This window comes from Arthrobacter sp. Rue61a, assembly GCF_000294695.2.
GTDB classification, from domain to species: domain Bacteria; phylum Actinomycetota; class Actinomycetes; order Actinomycetales; family Micrococcaceae; genus Arthrobacter; species Arthrobacter aurescens_A.
Genome location: NC_018531.1, coordinates 2,084,388 through 2,104,684, shown reverse-complemented (window position 1 = coordinate 2,104,684; position 20,297 = coordinate 2,084,388). Strand labels below are relative to the sequence as shown.

Annotated in this window: 19 protein-coding genes and 1 pseudogene; 16 read left to right on the top strand and 4 right to left on the bottom strand. The window is 62.4% G+C overall.

The genetic code is table 11. The features are described 5' to 3' along the window. Window positions 1–3 precede the first annotated feature (3 nt). Window positions 4–732 (bottom strand): DUF5058 family protein, encoded by a 729-nt coding sequence (locus ARUE_RS09570; RefSeq protein ID WP_014921605.1) that lies wholly within the window; start codon window positions 730–732, stop codon window positions 4–6. Window positions 733–852: 120 nt separating this feature from the next. Here ARUE_RS09570 and ARUE_RS09565 point away from each other — a divergent pair, with 120 nt between their 5' ends. Further along, window positions 853–1,860, top strand: coding sequence for an Lrp/AsnC family transcriptional regulator (locus tag ARUE_RS09565; protein WP_014921604.1), 1,008 nt, complete (start codon window positions 853–855; stop codon window positions 1,858–1,860). 940 nt (window positions 1,861–2,800) lie between these two features. Here ARUE_RS09565 and ppnP read toward each other — a convergent pair. Then, on the bottom strand, window positions 2,801–3,172 hold the full coding sequence (ppnP, locus tag ARUE_RS09560; protein WP_017197464.1) for a pyrimidine/purine nucleoside phosphorylase: 372 nt from the start codon (window positions 3,170–3,172) through the stop codon (window positions 2,801–2,803). A gap of 107 nt (window positions 3,173–3,279) precedes the next feature. On the opposite strand from ppnP, the gene ARUE_RS09555 reads away from it, so the two are divergent. The 4 genes and pseudogenes from ARUE_RS09555 (at window position 3,280) to ARUE_RS09535 (ending at window position 11,258) form a co-directional block, all read left to right on the top strand. Continuing rightward, the gene (locus tag ARUE_RS09555) at window positions 3,280–4,845 is read left to right on the top strand and encodes a helix-turn-helix domain-containing protein (protein ID WP_014921601.1); all 1,566 of its coding nucleotides are present in this window, start codon (window positions 3,280–3,282) and stop codon (window positions 4,843–4,845) included. A 117-nt stretch (window positions 4,846–4,962) separates the two neighbouring features. Next, window positions 4,963–6,339 carry an MFS transporter gene (locus ARUE_RS09550; RefSeq protein WP_043470118.1) on the top strand — a complete coding sequence of 459 codons (1,377 nt, stop codon included), beginning with the start codon at window positions 4,963–4,965 and terminating at the stop codon, window positions 6,337–6,339. Window positions 6,340–7,481: 1,142 nt separating this feature from the next. Continuing rightward, a complete protein-coding gene (locus tag ARUE_RS09540) occupies window positions 7,482–9,317 on the top strand; it encodes an ATP-dependent nuclease (protein WP_081589133.1) in 1,836 nt (611 codons plus the stop codon). Window positions 9,318–10,226: 909 nt separating this feature from the next. Beyond that, window positions 10,227–11,258 (top strand): annotated as a pseudogene (locus ARUE_RS09535) (DUF4192 domain-containing protein). A 50-nt stretch (window positions 11,259–11,308) separates the two neighbouring features. Here the strand turns inward: ARUE_RS09535 and ARUE_RS24950 are convergent. Then, window positions 11,309–11,428 carry a hypothetical protein gene (locus tag ARUE_RS24950; RefSeq protein WP_353580108.1) on the bottom strand — a complete coding sequence of 40 codons (120 nt, stop codon included), beginning with the start codon at window positions 11,426–11,428 and terminating at the stop codon, window positions 11,309–11,311. Window positions 11,429–11,997: 569 nt separating this feature from the next. Here ARUE_RS24950 and ARUE_RS09530 point away from each other — a divergent pair. The 11 genes from ARUE_RS09530 (at window position 11,998) to ARUE_RS09480 (ending at window position 19,818) form a co-directional block, all read left to right on the top strand. Further along, entirely contained in the window at window positions 11,998–12,828 is an 831-nt protein-coding gene (locus tag ARUE_RS09530) for an enoyl-CoA hydratase/isomerase family protein (protein ID WP_014921594.1), read from the top strand. Then, the gene (locus ARUE_RS09525) at window positions 12,828–13,268 is read left to right on the top strand and encodes a Zn-ribbon domain-containing OB-fold protein (protein WP_162486143.1); all 441 of its coding nucleotides are present in this window, start codon (window positions 12,828–12,830) and stop codon (window positions 13,266–13,268) included. The genes ARUE_RS09530 and ARUE_RS09525 overlap by 1 nt, the downstream gene beginning before the upstream one ends. Further along, on the top strand, window positions 13,265–14,410 hold the full coding sequence (locus tag ARUE_RS09520) for a thiolase family protein (protein ID WP_014921592.1): 1,146 nt from the start codon (window positions 13,265–13,267) through the stop codon (window positions 14,408–14,410). Before ARUE_RS09525 ends, ARUE_RS09520 begins: the two co-directional genes overlap by 4 nt. A 1-nt stretch (window position 14,411) precedes the next feature. Then, the gene (locus ARUE_RS23385; RefSeq protein ID WP_014921591.1) at window positions 14,412–14,951 is read left to right on the top strand and encodes an SDR family oxidoreductase; all 540 of its coding nucleotides are present in this window, start codon (window positions 14,412–14,414) and stop codon (window positions 14,949–14,951) included. 10 nt (window positions 14,952–14,961) lie between these two features. Beyond that, window positions 14,962–15,714 (top strand): SDR family NAD(P)-dependent oxidoreductase, encoded by a 753-nt coding sequence (locus tag ARUE_RS09510; protein WP_014921590.1) that lies wholly within the window; start codon window positions 14,962–14,964, stop codon window positions 15,712–15,714. A 52-nt stretch (window positions 15,715–15,766) separates the two neighbouring features. Further along, complete coding sequence (locus ARUE_RS09505) at window positions 15,767–16,207, top strand: Zn-ribbon domain-containing OB-fold protein (protein ID WP_014921589.1); 441 nt, start codon at window positions 15,767–15,769, stop codon at window positions 16,205–16,207. Next, complete coding sequence (locus ARUE_RS09500) at window positions 16,194–17,405, top strand: thiolase C-terminal domain-containing protein (RefSeq protein ID WP_014921588.1); 1,212 nt, start codon at window positions 16,194–16,196, stop codon at window positions 17,403–17,405. The genes ARUE_RS09505 and ARUE_RS09500 overlap by 14 nt, the downstream gene beginning before the upstream one ends. Before the next feature lie 898 nt (window positions 17,406–18,303). Next, window positions 18,304–18,519, top strand: a complete 216-nt coding sequence (locus ARUE_RS09495; RefSeq protein WP_014921587.1) for a hypothetical protein — start codon at window positions 18,304–18,306, stop codon at window positions 18,517–18,519. Further along, window positions 18,516–18,746 carry a hypothetical protein gene (locus ARUE_RS09490; protein ID WP_014921586.1) on the top strand — a complete coding sequence of 77 codons (231 nt, stop codon included), beginning with the start codon at window positions 18,516–18,518 and terminating at the stop codon, window positions 18,744–18,746. Before ARUE_RS09495 ends, ARUE_RS09490 begins: the two co-directional genes overlap by 4 nt. Window positions 18,747–19,298: 552 nt before the next feature. After that, window positions 19,299–19,520, top strand: a complete 222-nt coding sequence (locus ARUE_RS09485) for a hypothetical protein (protein ID WP_014921585.1) — start codon at window positions 19,299–19,301, stop codon at window positions 19,518–19,520. Continuing rightward, entirely contained in the window at window positions 19,477–19,818 is a 342-nt protein-coding gene (locus tag ARUE_RS09480; RefSeq protein WP_162486142.1) for a hypothetical protein, read from the top strand. The genes ARUE_RS09485 and ARUE_RS09480 overlap by 44 nt, the downstream gene beginning before the upstream one ends. A gap of 17 nt (window positions 19,819–19,835) precedes the next feature. Here ARUE_RS09480 and ARUE_RS09475 read toward each other — a convergent pair whose 3' ends face one another. After that, a complete protein-coding gene (locus ARUE_RS09475) occupies window positions 19,836–20,291 on the bottom strand; it encodes a nuclear transport factor 2 family protein (protein ID WP_014921583.1) in 456 nt (151 codons plus the stop codon). Between the last annotated feature and the right edge of the window lie 6 nt (window positions 20,292–20,297).

The following is a 20,297-nucleotide window of genomic DNA, read 5'->3' as shown; positions in this document are numbered from 1 at the left end:
AGGTCAGGAGATGAGATAGCCCACAGCGATCGCCACGATCATGGCGGCACCGAGCGCAAATTCGAGCAGGGTCGGCTTGTTCAGCCGCTTGGCCAGCAGGGTAAGCGCCAGCATGATCAGCGCGGACGTAGCGAACACGATGGCACCGTCGAAACTGGCCGCCACCTCCTTCAGACCCATGGTGAAGAACGCGCCGATCAGGGCAGCCGTGGGCAGAACCGACCAGCGTGCGGAGCGCTTGCGGGCGGTCTTTGTGCTGGTGCCTGCCGCCATGCTCCGCTTCATGACGGGGGTCATCACGAGCGTGACCACCATCCAGCCGCTGCCACCGATGGCAAGCGCCAGCAACATGGTCACCAGCATGTTGCCATCCACGCCGGGGTCGCCGAGGGCGGAGCCCATGGTGCCTAAGGCGAGGTTGGCCGCGATTGTTTCGTACGCGGCGGAACCGATCAGACCGATGCGGGTGATCGTGCTCGGGCTGCCGAACAGCGGCAGCAGGGCGAGTGCCACCAAGCAGACCGCGATTGATGGGCCGATGGCTGAAACGCCCCCGGCACGGAACGCGGTGCGTACCTGCTTGGCGGGCATGCCCACCTCGGCCGCGGCGGCCTTGGCAGCCCTCAGATAGATGACACTTTGAACCAGAATTACCACGAGCACCGTGATGGCGCCGATCCACAGCAGTGGGTGGTTGACGGTCTCGGCCAGGGTTGGGGCAGCTTCCTCCATGGAGCGCTCCTTTCACCTCGTAGGGTCCCATTCCTTAGAGCGGGCGGGTCAAAAGTGAGTTTGACAACAGTCGGTTTCCGCTAGGTAAATGACGCTGAATCTGTGAAAATGGGTTTCCTAATGAATGACATCTCGATTTCTGATGAGGATGCGCGCCTGATTCACGCACTTCAAATTTCGCCGCGGGCGCCTTGGAGCGAACTGTCACGGGCGTTGTCTGTCGGCCCAGCAGCACTGGCCCGGCGCTATGCGCGGCTGCACGATGCTGGTCTGGTCCGGGCCATCGGTCACCCCTCGTGGATCAACAGCAGCGGCAACACTGCGTTCGCCGAGATCGATCTGGAGCCGGGCTCGCTCGCTATGGCCACGGCTATCCTCTCCGAGCTCCCCATGGCGCTGACGCTGGATGCCGCAGCCTCAGGCACCTGCCTTATCGCAACACTCAGCGCACCCAGCGAGGCCGCGCTGGCGGCACTACTGCTCGAGACCCTGCCGTCGCTGCCGGGGGTCCGGGACGTGCGGGCGCATATGGCTACGTCTGTCCTGAAGTCCGGCGAACGATGGAACGTGCGGTCGCTGGATCCGGAGGAGGTGGCGCGGATCGGCGGCCCGCAACCGCCCCGCGCCAGAGCCGCGCGGGCGCTGGACCCACAATTCCGCGTCGCCCTCATGGCCGCGCTTGGACAGGACGCCCGCACACCGGCCGCCGTGCTGGCTCGCGACCTAGGGGTTAGTGAGCAGAAAATCCACGACGCCGTTGCCGTGCTGCTGCACGGCCAGCAGTACCGGTTGCGTACCGATGTTGTCAATGTCTGGTCCGGCTGGCCGGTGCACATCTGGTACTTCATGGACGTCCCACCTCGACAGCTCAGCTCCGTGGCGTCCGCGCTCACCACCCACCCGGAGGTCCGGTACGTCGGCACTGCAGCAGGACTGGCCAACCTGACGTTCGACGTGTGGCTGCGTAATTTAGGTGTGCTGCACGTCCTGGAGGCTAAGATCGACTCACTCTCCCAGACAGGCGTCAAAATCAGGCGCCAAATCATTCTGCGCACGTCCAAGCGGCTAGGCCATCTGCTCGACGACGCGGGCCGCTTCACCGACCGCTACGTGCCGCCGCCTAGCTAGGCCGCCGGCGTCCGCGGCATAAATTCTCGGCCTGGCTGGGGAGAGCGAATAGGCCCCTCCCCCGGCTGCTTATGGGTACGCGTGCATATTCGATTGCAAACTATCCGTGCTGCGCAAGCCAACGCTGCAGGACCAGACCTGCTCGAAGTCAGTCGAGGTTACGCAGTCTGTCGGGTAACCGGACCCGAACTCGGAAAGTCCGGAGAACCTCCGTTACCAGCATTCGGCGACCAACCAGCCGGCACCCGCAGAGGGGCAACACCGCGGTCACCCAAGAAATCCAATCTGCTTCGTTGAAAGATGACGCAGGCGGGGAGACTCGAGGCAAGTGGCGGAAACATACGGAATCCGGGCCAATCCGGCGGCTGCAGAAGGCAATCCGAGATGAAGAGTGTGGACATTGTCCACGCCCTGTTCTGCTCGATCGAACACCGAGAAGCAGGGACTTGACGCACCCTTGCACACTCATACCCTGCGCAGGGAAATCGGTGCTGCCGCCTCTGCAGATTGCCTGCCGGTCGGAAGAGCAAACCGAGTTGCGGCGGCTCTCTAATTGCCAGAACGAATGAACAATTCGACACAGTGGAAGCACCTTCTTCAGCAATTACCTCGCCGAAACGAGACCGAAGAGTATGTCCAGGCCCGTCCGGCCAACCCCGGCAGATATGGGGGGCCAGCTGATGCCTCAACATATCGGCCACCTGATCGATGCAGTCAGGGTCTACCTCGAGGCAAGGGCAACGGACCTTGACTGATTAACGGCTTAGCGGACTGCCCACTGAGCCGTCGAGTCACGCTACGGATACATATAACCCTCGCCCATAGAGGTGAAGGCCCGCACGGGCGCAACTAAAAGGAGCCCGGCTTGGCGCCAGGCTCCTTTTATTGAGGTCAGTCCAACACATACTCACTTGTGTCAGTACTCAGGCAGTTGCGGATGCTACATGTCCAGGTGACCTAGGAATTCACCGGTGTAGGGGCAGAGGTAGGCGACCGTGTCTTTTACGCGGACGGTGAAGTCGGTACCACCCGGAACCTCGAACCGTTCGCCTTCCTTGTAGGTTGTCCACTCCCCCTGACCGGCGGGTTGCTGCACATCCCAGGTTCCGCGGACGAGGTGCATCCATTCTTTGACGGGGGCTTCGAACTTCCATTCACCGGGCTCCATCACCCCGACGGTGAAGTTTCCCTGCTCGTTCTTGAATTCAAGGCTTCGTACTTGTCCCTCGAAGTACTCGTTCTGGCCGATCATCACATGCTCCCATTCGCAGTTGCGGTCTTCGGCTCGCTGGTGCGGCCTGCTGCGAATCACACTATTGAAGCCATCCTTTCCAGACCATCGCCGGGGCGTACTCTTAGCTAACCAAATAATGGCCGGCCCGTACAGAAATGCCGCCTGATCGTCGCTAACATGGGGCCATGGCACTTGAATTGACGGCGTTCACGGTGGCCAAGCTTGCTTCCACCTCAGGGCTTGGGCTGACGACGGCGCACGGAGGCGCCGGTGTTGAACGAGCCGCCGGTGTCCCCATTGCTGTCGAGCGAAAAGGACCGTTTCCGAGACTCCACGGCGGCGAAATGGTGCTTACCAGCGGGCTGCACATCGGTGAGGACTGGACAGCCTGGAAGAATTTCCTGTCGGAAGCCACGGGCGCCGGTGCCTCGGGGCTCATCATCGGCCTCGGCGCCGAGGCCGCATTCGAGCGCCTCCCGGCGCAGGTGCTGGCTCTGGCAAGCGAGAATGACCTGCCACTGCTGACCGGTGACATCGCCGACTTCGGGCGAATCGCGCACACCATCGCCGTCCTGCACGCGGAAGGACAACGGGAAGCGCTCAGACGGCCGCTCGACCTGCAGATGGAGATCACAGCAATTGTGGCCCGCGGCGGCTCGTTTGGGGACCTGCTGTCCGGCTGGCAGCAACGGACCGAGGAGCCGGTGGCTGTATTCGATCGTCTCGGGAGGGTCATGGCCAGAAGCTCGGCCTTTCCTTCGATCCTGCTCGCGCCCTTGAGCGAACGCCTCGCCGGACGTGAAGCACCACGACTTGGAGAGCAACTCCTCCTGTCAGCCACCGAACTGGTCGCGGATCCCGACGGCACATCCGCCGGCGTAGAAGAGACGGTCGAGGTCTTCCCGTTCGCAGGCAATGACACTGTCCGGGGGTTCTGCGTCCGTATCCCGACGGGCCAGGAGACGGCTGAGCTCGCCGCGCCAGCACTACGTTCGCTCCTGGCACTCGAATTCGAACGCGTGTGGTTCCTCGACGAATCTGCGCGCCGTAAGCGCGCCGAACGGTTTGCCCGCCTCCTGACGTTCACGGAGCCGGGCAGCGCCCGGACGTTCCTCCGGAGCATCGGCATAGATTCAGGCCCGTTGCGGGGCGTGAGCATCGAAGCGCGCAATGAGACCCATGCCGAAGTGCTCATCGACGATCTCGCAGTCGTCCTCGCCGCCCCTTTTATACGGCACCGTCACCGCATCGTCGAATGTCTGGCAACTGTGGACCCCCGCCAGGCCCTGGCTGACTACGGCCTCGACGTCCCCACGGGGATCGGCACCAGGGGCGCTCCCGAGCACTCCGCCCGCAGCATCAGGCAGGCAACCCTGGCCCTGGAGACCAGCCGTCGGGCCGGCACCCCCATCGAGTACGTCGACGGAGCCTCGCACGAGTTCCTGATCAACGCCGCTCCATCCGAATACCTGGAAGCCTTCTCCAGCGCTGTCCTCGCCCCCATCGAGAACTCGCGCGGAGGCGAAGCGCTCCTGAACACACTGCACACCTGGCTTCTCGAGCGCCGATCCGTCGAAGCGACAGCCGAACGAATGGGAGTCCACCGGCACACAGTACGGAACCGGATGCAGCGGATCGTCCAGATCACCGGTCACGACCTGGACGGAATCGATGCTCAGACCGAGCTCTGGCTCGCCCTGAAAGTCAGGGGCTTCCGCGACAGCGTAGGTACTTCACCTAAAGGGCCATAACTAACAGTGGGGATTCGCCGCCGAGGCCATATTCCGGGCTGACGTTAGCTGCCATGATGGTCGTCACATCCTGCGGACCCACCGCGAAGATCCGGTACTCAAATGAGGAACGACACCATGCCCACCACCGTAGCCACCACAGATTCCGTCCCCCGATCCATACTCCGCCGAGTCGTCATCGCCAGCGGGCTCGGCACGTTGTTGGAGTACTTCGACTACGCCAGCTACAGCTACCTCGCGACCACCATCGCAATAGTTTTCTTTCCCCCGGAGGACCGCGCTGTTGCCCTGATGAGCACCTTCGCAGTGTTCGCGCTATCGTTCCTCGTACGCCCGCTCGGAGCCTTCGTCTGGGGCAGCCTGGGAGACAAAATCGGCCGTAAGAGCATCCTCGCCACGACCATCATCCTCATGTCCGGAGCCACCTTCCTCATCGGATTCATACCGAACTACGCCACCATCGGCATCGCAGCACCCATCCTGCTCCTTCTGCTCCGCGTAACACAGAGCTTCTCAGCCTCCGGCGAATACGCCGGCGCAGGCACCTTCGTTGCCGAGTACGCCCCCGCCGCCAAGCGCGGACTGCTAACAAGTGTCGTACCCATCGCAGCTGCCGCCGGGTTCCTGGCAGCCTCGCTCATGGCCACCATCCTCTACGCCAGCACCTCACCGGAATTCATGCAGGAATGGGGCTGGAGGATCCCGTTCCTCATCGCGGGCCCGCTCGGCATCGTTGGCCTCTGGCTTCGCCTGCGTTTGGAAGACACCCCGCAGTTCCGCCGGGTGCTGGAACTCGAAAAGAAGCAGCGCCAGAGCGCAGTTGATCAGCCTCCGGCCTCAAACCGCTGGTCCGAGACCCGCAAGAGCCTCCCCTCAATGCTGAAGGCACTGCTCGTCATGTCCCTCAATGCCGGCGCCTACTACCTCCTGCTCAGCTACACGCCCTCGTTCCTCATCGAAGAAGCCGGAATGAGCGAAGCAACCGCGACATTGGTAGTCACGATTGGGCTCGTCGCCCACATCATCTTCATACCCCTGGCCGCCCGCCTGTCCGACCGGATCGGCCGCAAACGGACGCTGATGATCTCAAGCATCGCCTTCATCGTGTTGAGCTACCCGATCATGACCCTGCTTTCCTTCGGAGGCGTGGTCCTCGCCTCCGCGGTCCTCATCGTCTCGCTCATGTTCTTCGCCATGAACGATGCAGTGTTTCCTTCATTCTTCACCGAACTGTTCGGCACCCGCTCGCGCTACCTCGGATTCGCGTTGCCGTTCAACGTCGGCGCCATGCTCTTCGGCGGCGTCGCACCGCTTATCGGCACCTGGCTGATCGCCACGACAGGCAACCCCAGCTCGCCGGCGTTCTTCCTGATGGGCATCGGTGTGCTCTCCCTGGTGGGCTTGCTGATGAGCGCGGAGACAGCACGCAAACCCCTCGCCGACGAGCAAGCTGAAGTACGCAAGCAATCGGTCCCCCACGTTACAGCGCCATAACACCGCAGGACTCGTCTTTCGGAACTATGGGCAGGGCCGGACAGCACCTCGGGTAATGCTGTCCGGCCCGTACGCGTGCCTTCAGAGCAGCGTAATCGCCCGCGGCGTTTGTCCGAAGCAGCGCTTGCCGGCATTCCCTGCCTTCTGGACCTAGACGTGCCCCCGGCCGACACTGCCAATCGTTGAGCACCTGGAGTCGAAGAGCCGAAACGAGGTTTCTTGAAAACTCGTCGTCAAACGACCCGCTCCGGAGGGGCCCTCTCGGCAATCCGTGGCCGGCTCCGACGTGCTAAGCCGACATTCGCGTGAACTGCAATGTTCCGGAGGCACCATTGGGAGCGGTCATATGCGTCGGGCCCGCGTCCCGCTTGATTTCGCAGTGCGCTTCGATGACAAGGCCAGGACCCATTTGATAGCACTCGCCCGCCCGTGGCCGCCGAACTCTCACTTCGGAATGAACCTGCACATGTAGAGCGCTTCCGGACCCGCGTCATGTCGCTACTGCCGCTCACATGCATGAGCAGATGAAGGCCCAAGGGGGAAGAGCCAATGGCCGCAAGCAGTCACAATACGAAAGATCTCAGTGTGGACAATGCACAGACCCCTCTTTGGCCTGACAAAGACCTACACCGGTGAAGTGTCCTCACTCCAGGAACGAGCCGAACCCAAGATCTTTGACGCAGGATCTCGAAGTCATGTCGTGCTCAGCACCCCTACCACGAAGAGGTGCAGGACAACCACGACCTACCGAACGAACCAAGAGAGGAACATATAACCCCAGCTCACAGCAAGCGGAACGCCCACCACCAGGACGCCGACACCGCTTCCCTACTCAAACTGAACAGGCCGCACCCCGCGGCCAGGCACCATCCGGGACACCCAATCAGAGGGACTTGTCAACCGCTGTCAACAGATAAAAGCAATAACCCCCTCTGACGAGGGGTTATGCGGTGCCCGAGGTGGGACTCGAACGGGATTCCAGGCCTTGAAAACACAGGGAAGTGCCGGAAAGTGTGGACATTGTCCACACTGCCTTATTTCTAATTCCTGTGAGATGCGACTGTGGCCAGACGCTATTCGTCAGATACACACCGTCACGAATGGTTTCGTCAGCTGGCCAAGGCTCCCGGTAGGTTTCTTTCATGTCATTACGAGAAACCAAGCTGGACGAGCTCTTGAAGACCCACGGAAAAGTACGTGGCGATGCGAACAAGGTGAACGTCGGCGTAGGTACCGCGCACCTGCAGAGCGGAGACAAAATCGAGTTCGAGCCAGCTGGTGTAACGGTGATAGCTGGCGCCAACAACTGCGGCAAATCGACCATGCTCCGCGAGCTGGACTTGCACGCCAAAGGCCACGAACTCGCTGTCCGGCAAATCGTGGGCAGTGTAGAGCGGATAATCGAAGGCGATGTTCAAGACTTCGGAGACTGGCTGTTGAAGCATGCCCAGTTCTACTTCGACGACCAAAGGCCGTCCAGCGCCCAATTCCAGCGCTTCGGGGACTTTCAACCTGTCGACGGCTTTCTGTTTACGTCCCCTCACGGCTACGGGGCTGAGTTTCAGAAAGAGACACTTTTTCGCTTCTTCGTGAAGCACCTGCCTGCAGGCCAGCGGGATATCACTCCGTCGAGCAAGAAGGGTACGGTCCTTTCCCCGGCAACCGAGCCCCTCCAGCTGCTCAGTGAGAGCAGAGAGCTGATGGACGAGCTCAATGCGATCACTTTCAAGATTCTCAAGAAGCGCCTACACCTGGACGATCTTAACCCCCAGCTCGTTCTCCGTGTTGGAACGCCGACCGCACCGCGCCCCGAACGACAGTACGACGACCCCACGGCCTACCAACTCGACGTCGAAGCACTACCTCAACTGTCGGAACAAGGTGACGGCATGAAGAGCCTCATTAATATCCTCATTCCGCTGGTCACTGCTACTTACCCCGTTCTCATCATTGACGAGCCGGAGGCTTTCCTCCACCCACCTCAAGCTTTCGCATTGGGTCAAGTGCTGGGAAAGATCGCCGCTGAAAAGGGTATCCAACTTATCCTGGCGACCCACGACCGGAATATCCTGGCCGGGCTGGTGAACGCCGAGTCCCCGCTATCGGTAGTGCGCCTGGTAAGGCAGCAGGATGGCCCCACAAAAGCCCACCAGCTCAGGTCCGAAGACCTACGCAGAATTATGAAAGACCCAATCCTCAAATACAGCCACGTGCTGGACGGGCTGTTTCATGAGGTTGCAATTCTTGCTGAAGCTGAACGTGACTGCCGCTTTTACGAGGCGGCTTTGGACGTGCACGAAAACCAACTTTTGGATCGTCAGGAGCAGGCTTCGCCACTTCCAGCCACCGAGGTGCTTTTTATCCCGACAGGCGGCACGAGCAACATGCCCCGTTTAGCCAAAGCGCTGCGCTCGCTCAACGTCCCCGTTGTGGCCATGCCAGACCTCGACGTTTTAGACAATCGGGCCGTGCTCAAGAATATTGTTGAAGCTACCGGCGGTGACTGGTCCGACTTGGACGAAGCCTGGCGCTCGGTCGTACAACCTCTCAACGCCGCGCTTTCGTCCGAGAACGTCGTCACCGTCAGCGCCCGTGCCACCGCAGTGTTCGACGCCCTGATCCTCGAAAACCCGCGCGCGCTATTCGAGGGTGATGCCCGTAGACGAGTCGCTGATGCACTCAAAATGCAGTCTCGCCCGTGGGATGAAGTCAAACACCACGGGGTGGATGAGCTGATGCGTCGGAACGTGGGCCAAACGGAAGCCGTTGCACGCTTAGTCAAAGGCCTCGCCCAACAAAACGTCGTCCTCGTGCAAGCAGGGGAACTTGAGAGCTTCGGCCATAGCCTTGGCGTCCACAAAGGCAAAACCTGGTTACCAACCGCACTCGAGAGGGGTCTACAGAACGCGGCTCCGGTGCAGAAACAGATTGACAAGTTGATGGAGGTCGTTGTCCCTCTCACCTCCTGGAAGCAGTAGACGCAGAGGCCCGGGTCCATAACCGTGGTGGCTACGGGGTCCCGAGATTCCCACGCGTGTCGCCAGTTGCCGCTACTTTTAACTCCCACTGATCCGAGCTCCCGGCATTGCCTTGTCTGCCGCCGGATGACGGTGACGCCTTCCGGCGGAAGTCATCCTACTCCGTAAGGTCTACCTAGCCGATGGAACTAGGGGGTCGCGGCACGTTGAGGTCCAGGCTCCAGGCGAGGTGGGTCCTTGAGCGGGAACCAGGGTAACGATGCTCAAGTCACCCACCACAGCCTGGTCAACCAAGATTTCGTTCTTCCGGGTGACTGGCGCAAGGCTCCGTGCCAGCGCAGTCACGGGCTTGACCCACCCCGGGATAGCCATGCTCAGAAACGCCGATACCTTGCATGGACTTCAACCGGGGGCGGCATTTCTGCAACAGGCAGAACGTACCCAACCAGATGGCGGGCTCGGGCATGTCCGCATCCGGCGGCGTCGAAGTTGTCCCAGAGCCCCGGGAAGCCACCCAGCAAAGGCGGGCCTTCGGCCCCGCCGATAACGGCGCATATATCGGAAGGTGAAGCAGCCCCCGGCCGCTTCCGGCGTAGCGATGGCGCATGCCGCAGAATACGACCGCACACGTCATGACGTCGCGCATCAGCCTGCCTATGAATAGCCAGAAGCAACACCGCTGTTTGTCATTCTGATATCCCCGTCATCGCTGGATGGGCCTCCGCGCAACCATGGCGTCACCGCGCCGATTCCCAATCCTGGAAATTGGCTCAGCGCTCCCACGCCAGTTGGCCCCTGCCGAGGACCTGGCCCGGTCACCCTAGTCGCGTTTCAGCTCCTTAGTAGCGCACAAGTCCCCTATCAGAACGGCGCAAAGGCCAAAGACACAACGATCAAAGGAAAAGGACAATGAATGCGCTCACCAATAAAGACCCCGCCGACCTGCTCAGCTTCATCGGGCACACGCTAGGGTTCTGGCCCACGGAGAGCCTGGTCTGCATCACCCTGGACAAGGGCAAGGTCGGAGCCACCCTCCGAATCGACCTTCCCCGCCAACCAGGAACAGAACTCCCCTACGCCAGGACCGTCAGCAGCTACCTCGCCAGCGATACCCAAGCTTCGAGCATCGTGTTCGCCCTCTACACCTCCCAGCACTGCGAACCCGGCCAGCCCAAACCGCACGCAGCCACGATTGCCGCGCTCACCGGGGTCCTCGCCGGAAACGGCATCACCATCCGCGACGGGGTCTTCGTCAGCGACAACAGCTACTCCCCCTACGACAGCGAACCCGGACAAGACATCAGCCTGCCCATCAGCACCACTAAATACAGCCGCGTCAACGCCGAGTTCATCTACCGCGGCAGCACCATCGAACCCACCAACCGGATCATCCTTCCACCGCCGACCCAAGAAGCAGACCACGCCACCGCCGTCGAAACCCGCATGACCACCACCCGAGCCCAGGCGCCCCACCAAGCAGCGAGGCAGGCGAGCCAACTCTGGAAGAACATGCTCGACAGCAATGACTTCCCTACCGACGAGGACTGCGCCGCGCTCATCGCAAACTTCCAGTTCCCGCACATCCGGGACCGGCTCATGGCAGACGTCCCCGGCATCAACGAACCACCCCAACACATCCTGTTCGCTTAAATCGAAACGGCGCCCCAATGGTCACGGATCGAATGGGCACAACAACTCCTCATCCACGTCTACACACGAACCAGCCCACAACACGCAGCACCAATCCTCACCACCATCGGCTACATCAACTGCTGGGAAGGCCGAGGCTCCAAAGCACACCAATACATGCAACTCGCCCTCGACACCGACCCCAGCTACCGCTTCGCAAGACTCACCGACCAAATGCTCGGAGCCGGCATCATCGCCGGATGGAACACCAACAAAGACACCGCCCACAAAACCCGACTCGACATGCCATAAACCACTTCTTCCAAGACTGAGCAGGTTGATCGAATCTCCGTTATCGGCGTTCAAACGCCAACCAGTGGCAGATTGAGTAGCAGCCGGATGATGTTGTCTGGGTACATGGAGACGATGACGCCCCAGAAAATTTCAGGCTCCTGGATGATCAGCTGTGGGCCTGGTGGCACACCCTGCCCAGCAGTGCTCCAAAGACGAGGCCATCACCACATTGGAAGGGACTCCTAGGGGCAATAGCGGGACGAAGGACGCTGCTGCCACCACCGCGGTAAGTAGTCTTGCCTTTAGAGATCTCTCCTTATTTGTTCCCCCTTTACGCAGGGGATTACGTAGCTTCCCCCAACGCTAAGTCCGCGAGAGACGCGGTCAAGCCCAAACCGTAGCGCAGCCTTCTGGTAGGTCAGTACCGAATACCCGCCAATTCTAAATAGCTTGGATTTAATCGACTCTGCTGTGGTTACGGCGTACCAGCGCGGCTCGCTTCGTTGAAAAGTGACACCGGGAAAGACTGCGGAACCCAGCGCGGTGAGCTGCCTGGTCTTCCGGAGTGTCCGCTCGGTCAAGAGTGCCCCGAGAGGTAGTGGTCCCGAGGATTGACACTCAATCAACTATTTGGTTACTATCGATCTTATCCGCTCCTGCAGCGCAGTATCGATGCGCGGGATCCGGATCCCAGACACTGCGGTGGTGACCGATGAGGCTGCAACCGCGAAATCGCCCGTCCAGTTAGGAGCGTCCAATGTCGGACACCGCAAAGGATCAGCCCGGGGGTATCAGTACGGAGCGCGACGGTCCAATCCTCCTCATCCGTCTCGATCGGGAGCACGTGCACAACGCCCTCGACCCTGAATCGATGGTGCGCTTCCGTCACGTCCTTCAGGATTTCCGCGACGACGGCTCTCTCTCCGTCGCCATCATCACGGGCGCCGGCTCGCGAGCGTTCTGCGCAGGCACCGACCTCAAGAGCGCGCCGGCCACGACGAGCCCGTTCGCGGCATCCCTTCTAAATCCTTGGGAGGTCGGTGTAGCGACAGGCGGCTACGTCCGCGCTATCACTGTGAGCGAGATCGACGTTGGCAAGCCCCTCATCGCCGCGATCAACGGGCACGCCGCCGGAGGCGGACTCGAGATCGCGCTCGATTGCGATCTGCGCATCGCTTCCAGGAACGCGACCTTCTCACTCCCCGAAGCGAAGTGGGCCACGCTCCCGGCAGTCGGCGGCGTCTCGCACCTGCTGCGGGCCGTGCCGCAGGCGGTCGCAATGAAAATGCTTCTGACCGGTGATCGGATCGACGCCACCGAGGCACACCGCGTCGGTCTGGTCAGCGACGTGTACGAACCGGACGAGCTGATGGATGCGGCTCTGTCGCTGGCACGACGGATCGCCGCCAACGGTCCGCTCTCCACGCGGGCCATCAGCCAGCTCGCTCGGCGCAGCTACGACGTGCCGCTGAGCCACGCGATCGCGATGGAACAGGCCATGTGGGGACTTCTGCGCGACACCCAGGACCGCGCCGAAGGCCGCAGAGCCTTCGGCGAACGGCGTGACCCCTCTTACGAAGGACAGTGATGAGCACACAGATCGAACGCGACGGGCAGGCGATCACCGTCGTCGCCGGCGAGTATTTCACCGAGGAAGCCGATGGTGCCCACCTACGCATCACGCACTGCCACGCCTGCGAGAGCCGATGGTTCCCTCCGGTGAGCATCTGCTCGCGTTGCGCGGGCACCGATCTCGCCGATGTAGCGAGCGGCACGACGGGCGTCACGTACGCCTCGACCGTGGTGCGCGTTGGGCCGCGTGAATTCCCCGCCCCCTACGTCCTGAGCTACGTCGACATCGATGGTGTTCGCATTCTCGCGCACACCGAGTCGGGCGACGCCCTCGTACCGGGAACGCCGGTCGAGCTCGCCGTCGGCCAGATCGGCGAGAGCGAGGGCACCCCCCTCATTTCATATGTGGCCCACCCCGCGGCGGGGCGGGCCGAGTCGGAAGGTGAACGGAAATGACAAACGTCTACGTCGCGGGTGCGGCGGTACATCCCTTCGGCAAGCACAAGGACATGACGACCACGGACCTGGGAGTCTCGGCCGCGGCGATGCTCCTCGCCGAGACCGGCGTGTCGCCCGAGTCCATCGACGCCGGGTTCGTCGGATCCGTCTATGGCGGATCCCTCGTCGCCCAGCGCATCCTGCAGCGTGTCGGCGTCTCCGGGCAACCCGTGTTCACAATCGAGAACGCCTGCGCGAGCGGTGGCTCGGCCGTGCACCTCGGGTGGCAGGCGATCGCCGCCGGCACCTACGACGCGGTCCTCGTCGTCGGAGTTGAGAGCCTGTCCCAGTTCGGTGGCGGGACGCTCCCCTTGTCGACGGCGGACATCGAGATCGACCAGGGCGTCGTCATGCCGGCGACGTACGCGATGCGCGCTCAGCGCTACCTCTATGAGACGGGGGCGACGGTCTCCGACCTGACCAACGTGTCGGTGAAGAACCGCGGAAACGGGTCGCTCAACCCGCGCGCGCACCTGCGCACCGCCGTCACCTCCGCAGAAGTGGATGAGTCGCGACCCATCGCCGACCCCTTCCGCCTCTTCCACTGCTGCCCGAACAGCGACGGCGCCGCGGCGATCCTCCTGTGCAGCGAAGACTTCGCCAAGCAGCTGGGCACGCCGGCCGTACGGATGCGGGCCAGTGTGGTGCTCTCGGGACAGTTCCACACCTCGTTCCGAGACATGACGTGGCCGGACATCACCGAGCGCGCGGTGTCGGCGGCATACAAGATGTCGGGCATCGCGCCGACGGACCTCGACATCGTCGAGCTGCACGACGCGTTCGCCGTCGCCGAGTTCCTACACGCCGAAGCAATCGGCATCGCCGAGCGGGGTACCGCGTATCGTGCGGTTGCCAACGGCGACTTCGCTCTCGACGGCCGCGTCGCGGTCAGTCCCAGCGGCGGGCTGCTCTCGCGCGGTCATCCCCTAGGTGCGACCGGTGTCAGCCAGATCGCCGAGAGCTATTGGCAGCTCATCGGGGAAGCCGGACCGCTGCAGGTCGCCGGCGCGCAGGTCGCTCTGACCCACACGACCGGAGGCGGCATTTTCGGAGTCGACAACGGTGCGTGTTCCGTCCACATCCTCACCGCGGAGATCTGACATGCCCGTCATCCACGTCGGCTCGGAGCCGACCATGCTCACCGACACCGTGCTGGCCCAGATGGGCGCCTCGGGCTGGGAGGTCGCCACCAACTCCGAAGGCCCCTTCGACGCTGTCGTCTTCGACGCGGGGCTGTACTCCGGCCAGGTTCGCCCGAGTATCGTGAGCGACCTGATGGCCGACGCGCGTCGCTGGCGGTTCCGTGACGCCGGCGCCGGCGGCGGCGCCATCGTTGTCGTGGGAGGCCGTGATCAGCTCGGCAGCGCACGCCGTCCCGAGGCAGCGGCAGTTGCCGGTGCGTTGGCTTCGCTGGTGCGCAGTCTTGCGCTGGAACTCGCACCCTCGCAGGTGCGCGTGAATCTCGTCGCGCCGACGGATCCGGCGATCGACGACGTGCGCACTCTTCTCCCCTATCGCGTAGCGCCCGAGGACGTCGCCGCCACGGTAGCCTTTCTCGCCGATCCGCGCAGCAGCTACATCACCGGGCAGATCCTTTTCTGCTGTGGAGGCTCGAGCCTGCTCTCCAGCCTGAGCGTGTGAAGGAACAATCATGAATCTATACGGAAAGACCGCCATCGTCACAGGCGGTGCCCAGGGAATCGGGCTCGCCATCGCCACGGAACTCGCCTCGCAGGGAGCCGTGGTGACGATTGCCGACAGGTCCGCCGAGGGTGCGGAACGCTCTGCTGCGGAGTTGACGGAGTCGGGGTTGCGCGCCTTCTCTGTCGCCGCCGACGTCACGTCGGCGGAGGCCGCCGACGCGATGGTGGCGACCCACGAGGAGCGCCGCGGCCCCCTCGACATCCTCGTCAACAACGCCGGGATCAGCATCAACGGCTCGATCCGCAAGCTGACCGACGAGGACTGGAACCGCACGCTCGCGGTGAACCTCACGGGAACCATGAACTGTTCACGCGCCGCTGCCCGCGTCATGGGGGAGCGCCGGTCGGGACGGATCGTCAATATCGCATCTCGTGCGTGGCTGGGGTGGTTCGGGCAGTCGGCCTACGCGGCATCTAAGGGCGGCGTCGTCTCGTTCACCCGCTCGCTCGCCATCGAGCTCGCCCGCCTGGGAATCACGGTGAACGCCATTGCCCCGGGACTCATCGACACCCCCCTGATCCGCAACGAGACACCGGAAGTCATGGAACGCCTCCTCGCCGCGCAGCCCACGGGAGTGATCGGCACGCCTGAGGACGTCGGCTGGGCCGTGTCCTACTTCGCGGGGTCCGCGGGCGCCTCGACGACCGGTCAGGTGCTCTACGTCTGCGGCGGCAAGAGCCTCTACACGCGCCCGGCCTGAGCTGAGCACACTGCGAAACCGACACATCTTCGATCAGAGAGAACTCCACGCCATGACCAATGCACTGCTGCAGAAGCCGATCCCCTTGCCGGCGGAAGCCGACCGGCCCTACTGGGACGCGTTGAAGGAACACAGGCTGGTGCTGTACCGATGCAGCGCCTGCGGATGGTACAGCCAGCGGCCGAAGATGTTCTGCCAGGAGTGTCTGGGCGAGGACTTCGAGTGGAGCGAGGTGTCGGGGAAGGGCAGGATTTATGGCTTCACGCGCGTGCACCAGACCTGGGTCGCGGCCTTCCGTGAAGAGACGCCGTACGTGCTCGTCTCGGTCGCGCTCGACGAGCAGCCGTCGCTGGTGCTGGTCACCAATCTGCTGGGCGAATTCGACTTCGACGATCTCGACATCGATCTGCCCGTGATCGCCGACTTCGAGCCACGCGGCGACGAGATGCTGCTCCAGTTCCGTTTGCAAGGAGACAACGATGTTCAGTCCTGATAACCCCGTCGCCATCGTGGGCGTCGGCTACTCCGAGATCGGACGCCGACTGCCTCGTCCGCTGGGCCTGCTCGCGAAGGATGCCGTCCTCGCCGCGGTCGCCGATGCCGGCATTGAGCTCGACGACATTGACGGTGCGGCGACCTTTCCCCAGTTCCCCGAGGGGCCGACCGACGGCACCCAGTTCGTCAGTATGGCCTGGATGGTCAACAGCCTCGGGCTGAAGAACGTGCGCTGGTGGGCCGAGACGCAGAACGGCAATGTCAGCACAGCTATCGAGCAGGCAGCGCACGCGATCGCGCTCGGGCGATGTGACTACGCGCTCGTCTTCCGGGCGATGTCCTTCTCGGCGGGCGGCAGCTATCAGGCGACGCACGAGGAGTCGCTGGCGCCGGGCAGCCTCGCGTACACCCTTCCCTATGGCAAGTCGGCATCCATCGCGGAGTTCGCACCGTCCTACATGCGGTACATGAAAAAATACGGCGCGAAGCGGGAGCACCTCGCCACGCTCGCCGTGGCTCAGCGCCGGGGCGCGAACCGCAACCCGGACGCCTTCTTCAAGGACACGCCCCTGACCGTCGAGGAGTACATGAACGCGCGCATGCTCGCCGACCCCATGTGCCTGTTCGACTGCGACATCCCCGTGGACGGTGTGGCAGCCATCGTGCTCACCCGCGCCGACAGGGCGAAGGATCTTCCGAATCCGCCCGCGTACATCACCGGCCTCGGTCAGTCCGGAATCAAGAAGGGGATCGAGCCGCGATCGATCAGCGGTCTGGGCAGCGGAATCGGACCGCGGATGTTCGAGCAGATGCAGCACACCGCCGCGACGATCGGCGACAGCCTGTGGAGCACGTCGGGCCTCACTCCCGCTGACATCGACGCCGCGATGCTGTACGACGGATGGGGCCCCGACGTCTACTGGTGGCTCGAGGGCTTGGGCTTCTGCGGCGAGGGCGAAGCGTTCGAGTTCATCCAAGGCGGCCGGGTCGACATCGAGGGTGACTTCCCGATTAATACCCATGGCGGCAATCTCAGCCAGGGACGTCTGCATGGCATGGGCCACTGGGTCGAGGCCACTCTGCAGGTGCAGGGCCGCGCCGGTCAGCGGCAAATCAAGAAGGCCGACAACGTCGTCGTCGTGAGTGGTCTGATGAATCTCGGGTCGGGGGCGGTCCTCAGCTCGGCGCCGGTATGAGCACCGCCGCGAAACAGTACACTCCCCTGGTCGTCACCTGCGAGTGACGACCAGGGGAGTGTACATCGCCGGAGCAATCAGCGTGAACGGCTGTCGACGCAGTCCGACTCCGCGCCCCCGCAATACCGGGTGGGCGAAGATAAGACCAATAGGGATTTACAGCGGAGCCGCAGCACGGCGCAGCACCTTCGAGGTCGTTTGTGACCTAACCGGGTCGGTCATTCTAGTTCGCTCCGCGCCAACCGTGACCGACCGGTTTGGAAGCGCTCTACGGGCATATTTCGCCGGAACTGGTCGCCAAAACGGCGCTTCCGCTCACTATCGATTTCTGTCGGCGGAAGGCACCAAAAAAACACTTGTCAAAGCAGGGAGAGAACGATGAGCATTATGACCTGTGCCTGGCGACCGGGCAGAACGATCGAGGAGAAGAAGGCGCAGGCGAAAGCGCTCCACAACTCAATCAGCGACCAAGCAAGAACTTCTGCGGCCTCCGATCGTTAGTCAGCGCCCATAAAAACTGCCCACAGGCGGCCAGTTCGGTGCCGGTGGCGGCCACGAGGTTTACCAGGTTACGGCCATCAAGGATGCCCATAGACGGCCACCCGAAACGTACTCGGTGTGGGCTATACAACCCCGCCATCACCAGCCGCCGCGCCATCGTCCGACGATCGTAAGCGAAGACCCGCGCTGGGGAGAGCGCTAAGGCCTGGGGGTGTGTCACCCAATTGGCGTGGCTGAATCGCCACTATGGAGCGCGACATGACCGATAGTGACAGCCAGATGCTTCCTAGCTCAGACTGCAGATGCTGGTTCGAGTCGACTCGATGGTTGGGAATTCCCGGGCATTAAACCGCAGTCACAAGCAAAACAATGAATTGCGATATTGAAAGGCAGCTCAATGGGAGACCATCCAGATTGGAAGGAATTGGCCGGCAGGCAGGTCCAGGTCCAGAAAGAGGGCCGAACTGTCCGGACCGGGTATGTCAAGGACGTAGCCGTTGCTGCGGACGCCCTCTGGCTGGAAGCCTACGGCGTCGACCCTCGAACCCTGTATGAAAAAGCGCGGGGCTATACCGCCCGACCCGTCCCACTCGGCGAAGTGATCCCTTCGTGAACATGAAGCAGGATGTGGAACCCATCGAAATCAAGGTCCGCGACAGGGCCTCCATGGACCGCAGCATCGCTGCGGCAGTCGACCGGATGATCGAGAGCGCCAGGCGGCAAAGGACGCACGGCATCTTGGTGAACCGACTCGGAGATGGGCACTTCGTCGTCGGTCTCAGCAATGCCGTCCCATTTGGCTACACGAATCAACTCGACTCCCGACGCCAAAGTGCGTGACGGTCTGCGGACACTTTTCCCGCCCTTTCCTCCGTTCGGGCCAAAGAGATACCCGGAGACACGCCGTGGGCCCACCCGTTCGTTGACGTGGCTTCCACGGGCGTTTAGACATCTCGGGCGATACGCTACGGCCCCGCAGGACACTGAAGACTTGCCGGAAACCAGGCGCGGTGCTTCTCCGGCGGAGCCGCAGATCATGGTTAACTCAAGAGAGCCCTTCCCACAGGCGGCCAGCACGACCGTCTATTGGTGACCACCGGCGGGCAGCCGAGGAGGCCACCCGCGAGTAGGTCCCCCGGCCACCTCTGGGTAATTCTTTATGGCCGCTGACAATCGTTAGGCAGCGTTCCTGAACTTCGCCCGCTCATTTCACGCCTACTCATTGAACAATGTGCTGCTGCTGATACCGTTCCAGATGCACGACGCGTCCCGCGTCGCCGGGTTCCGGAAGTGACAGTCGCTCGGCCGTAAAGGTCGCAAAAGAGAAAGGCCATCCGGATCTTCGGCTACAGCACAAAGAAAGGCACCGAAGAGGACGAGAACGGCGAGTACGTGGAAAGGCAAGTCCCCCGCTTCTCCATTCTTGCCGTGTTCGACATCGGACAGAGAGACCTCATCGACCGGGCAGACGATATTAGCACCGTCACCGCCCAACTCAGCGGAGCCGAGAACTTCGGCATCATCGGCGCCCTCACCTGCTACCTCGAGGAGAAAGTTTTGGACCGTCCAATTGCAGCCCCTGGCAGGCGCGAAGAACGGCTATACCAACCCTGAAGAAATGCCGGTCGTGATTGATGCCGACCTCAGCTGTGCACATCGGGCCGATGGGCTTATGCGCATCGTCGACAGCAGCATCACGCTTCGAGCGAGCTACCTCGGGCGGATACAGCGGGCGCAGGAAGTGGCCGTAGAAGTGCTTCGTCAGCAAAACGGCAACCCGGTCGATCCGCTGGACACATCGGCGTTGGTGGCCGCAGCCTTTGCTGCGGCGTGTGGCGCACGCGCACGCGCGGTCAAGTGGCAAGGCCTTCGCCTTGGTCCTCGACCGCGCGATGCGTACGATGGGCGGTGACCTCTGAGCGCCGCTCGTCAGGCGTTGGCTGGCCTCTCCGCCTGGCGGAAAGTCGCCTCATAGGCAGTGTCGAAGTACTCTCGGTACCCGACGACCTTGCCGTCCGCGACATCCAGGGCGATGTGGCACAGGCTTTCGTACGGACGACCATCTGCCCACGTCGCGGTGATCCGGGTCTCGACCGAAGCGCGATTACCGTCCGCCAGCACCGACACGAGTTCTACAGAGAAGTCGGCACCGCCGTCTTTGAGGCCGCCCACCCACGAATCGCGAATGACCGCCATGTCCGCCAGGTCGTGCATACCGCTCCACCAGAAATCCCCAAGGACCCAGACGGTCATATCCGGGGACGCGACCTTCGACACCGCCTCGTGATCTCCGGCGATCTGCGCAGTGAAGAAGGAGGTGACAGTCCTTCTCGTCACCTCGGTCTGGTCGGGGTCAGTGAGATGCGTAACGGCAAATCGATTCATAATTTC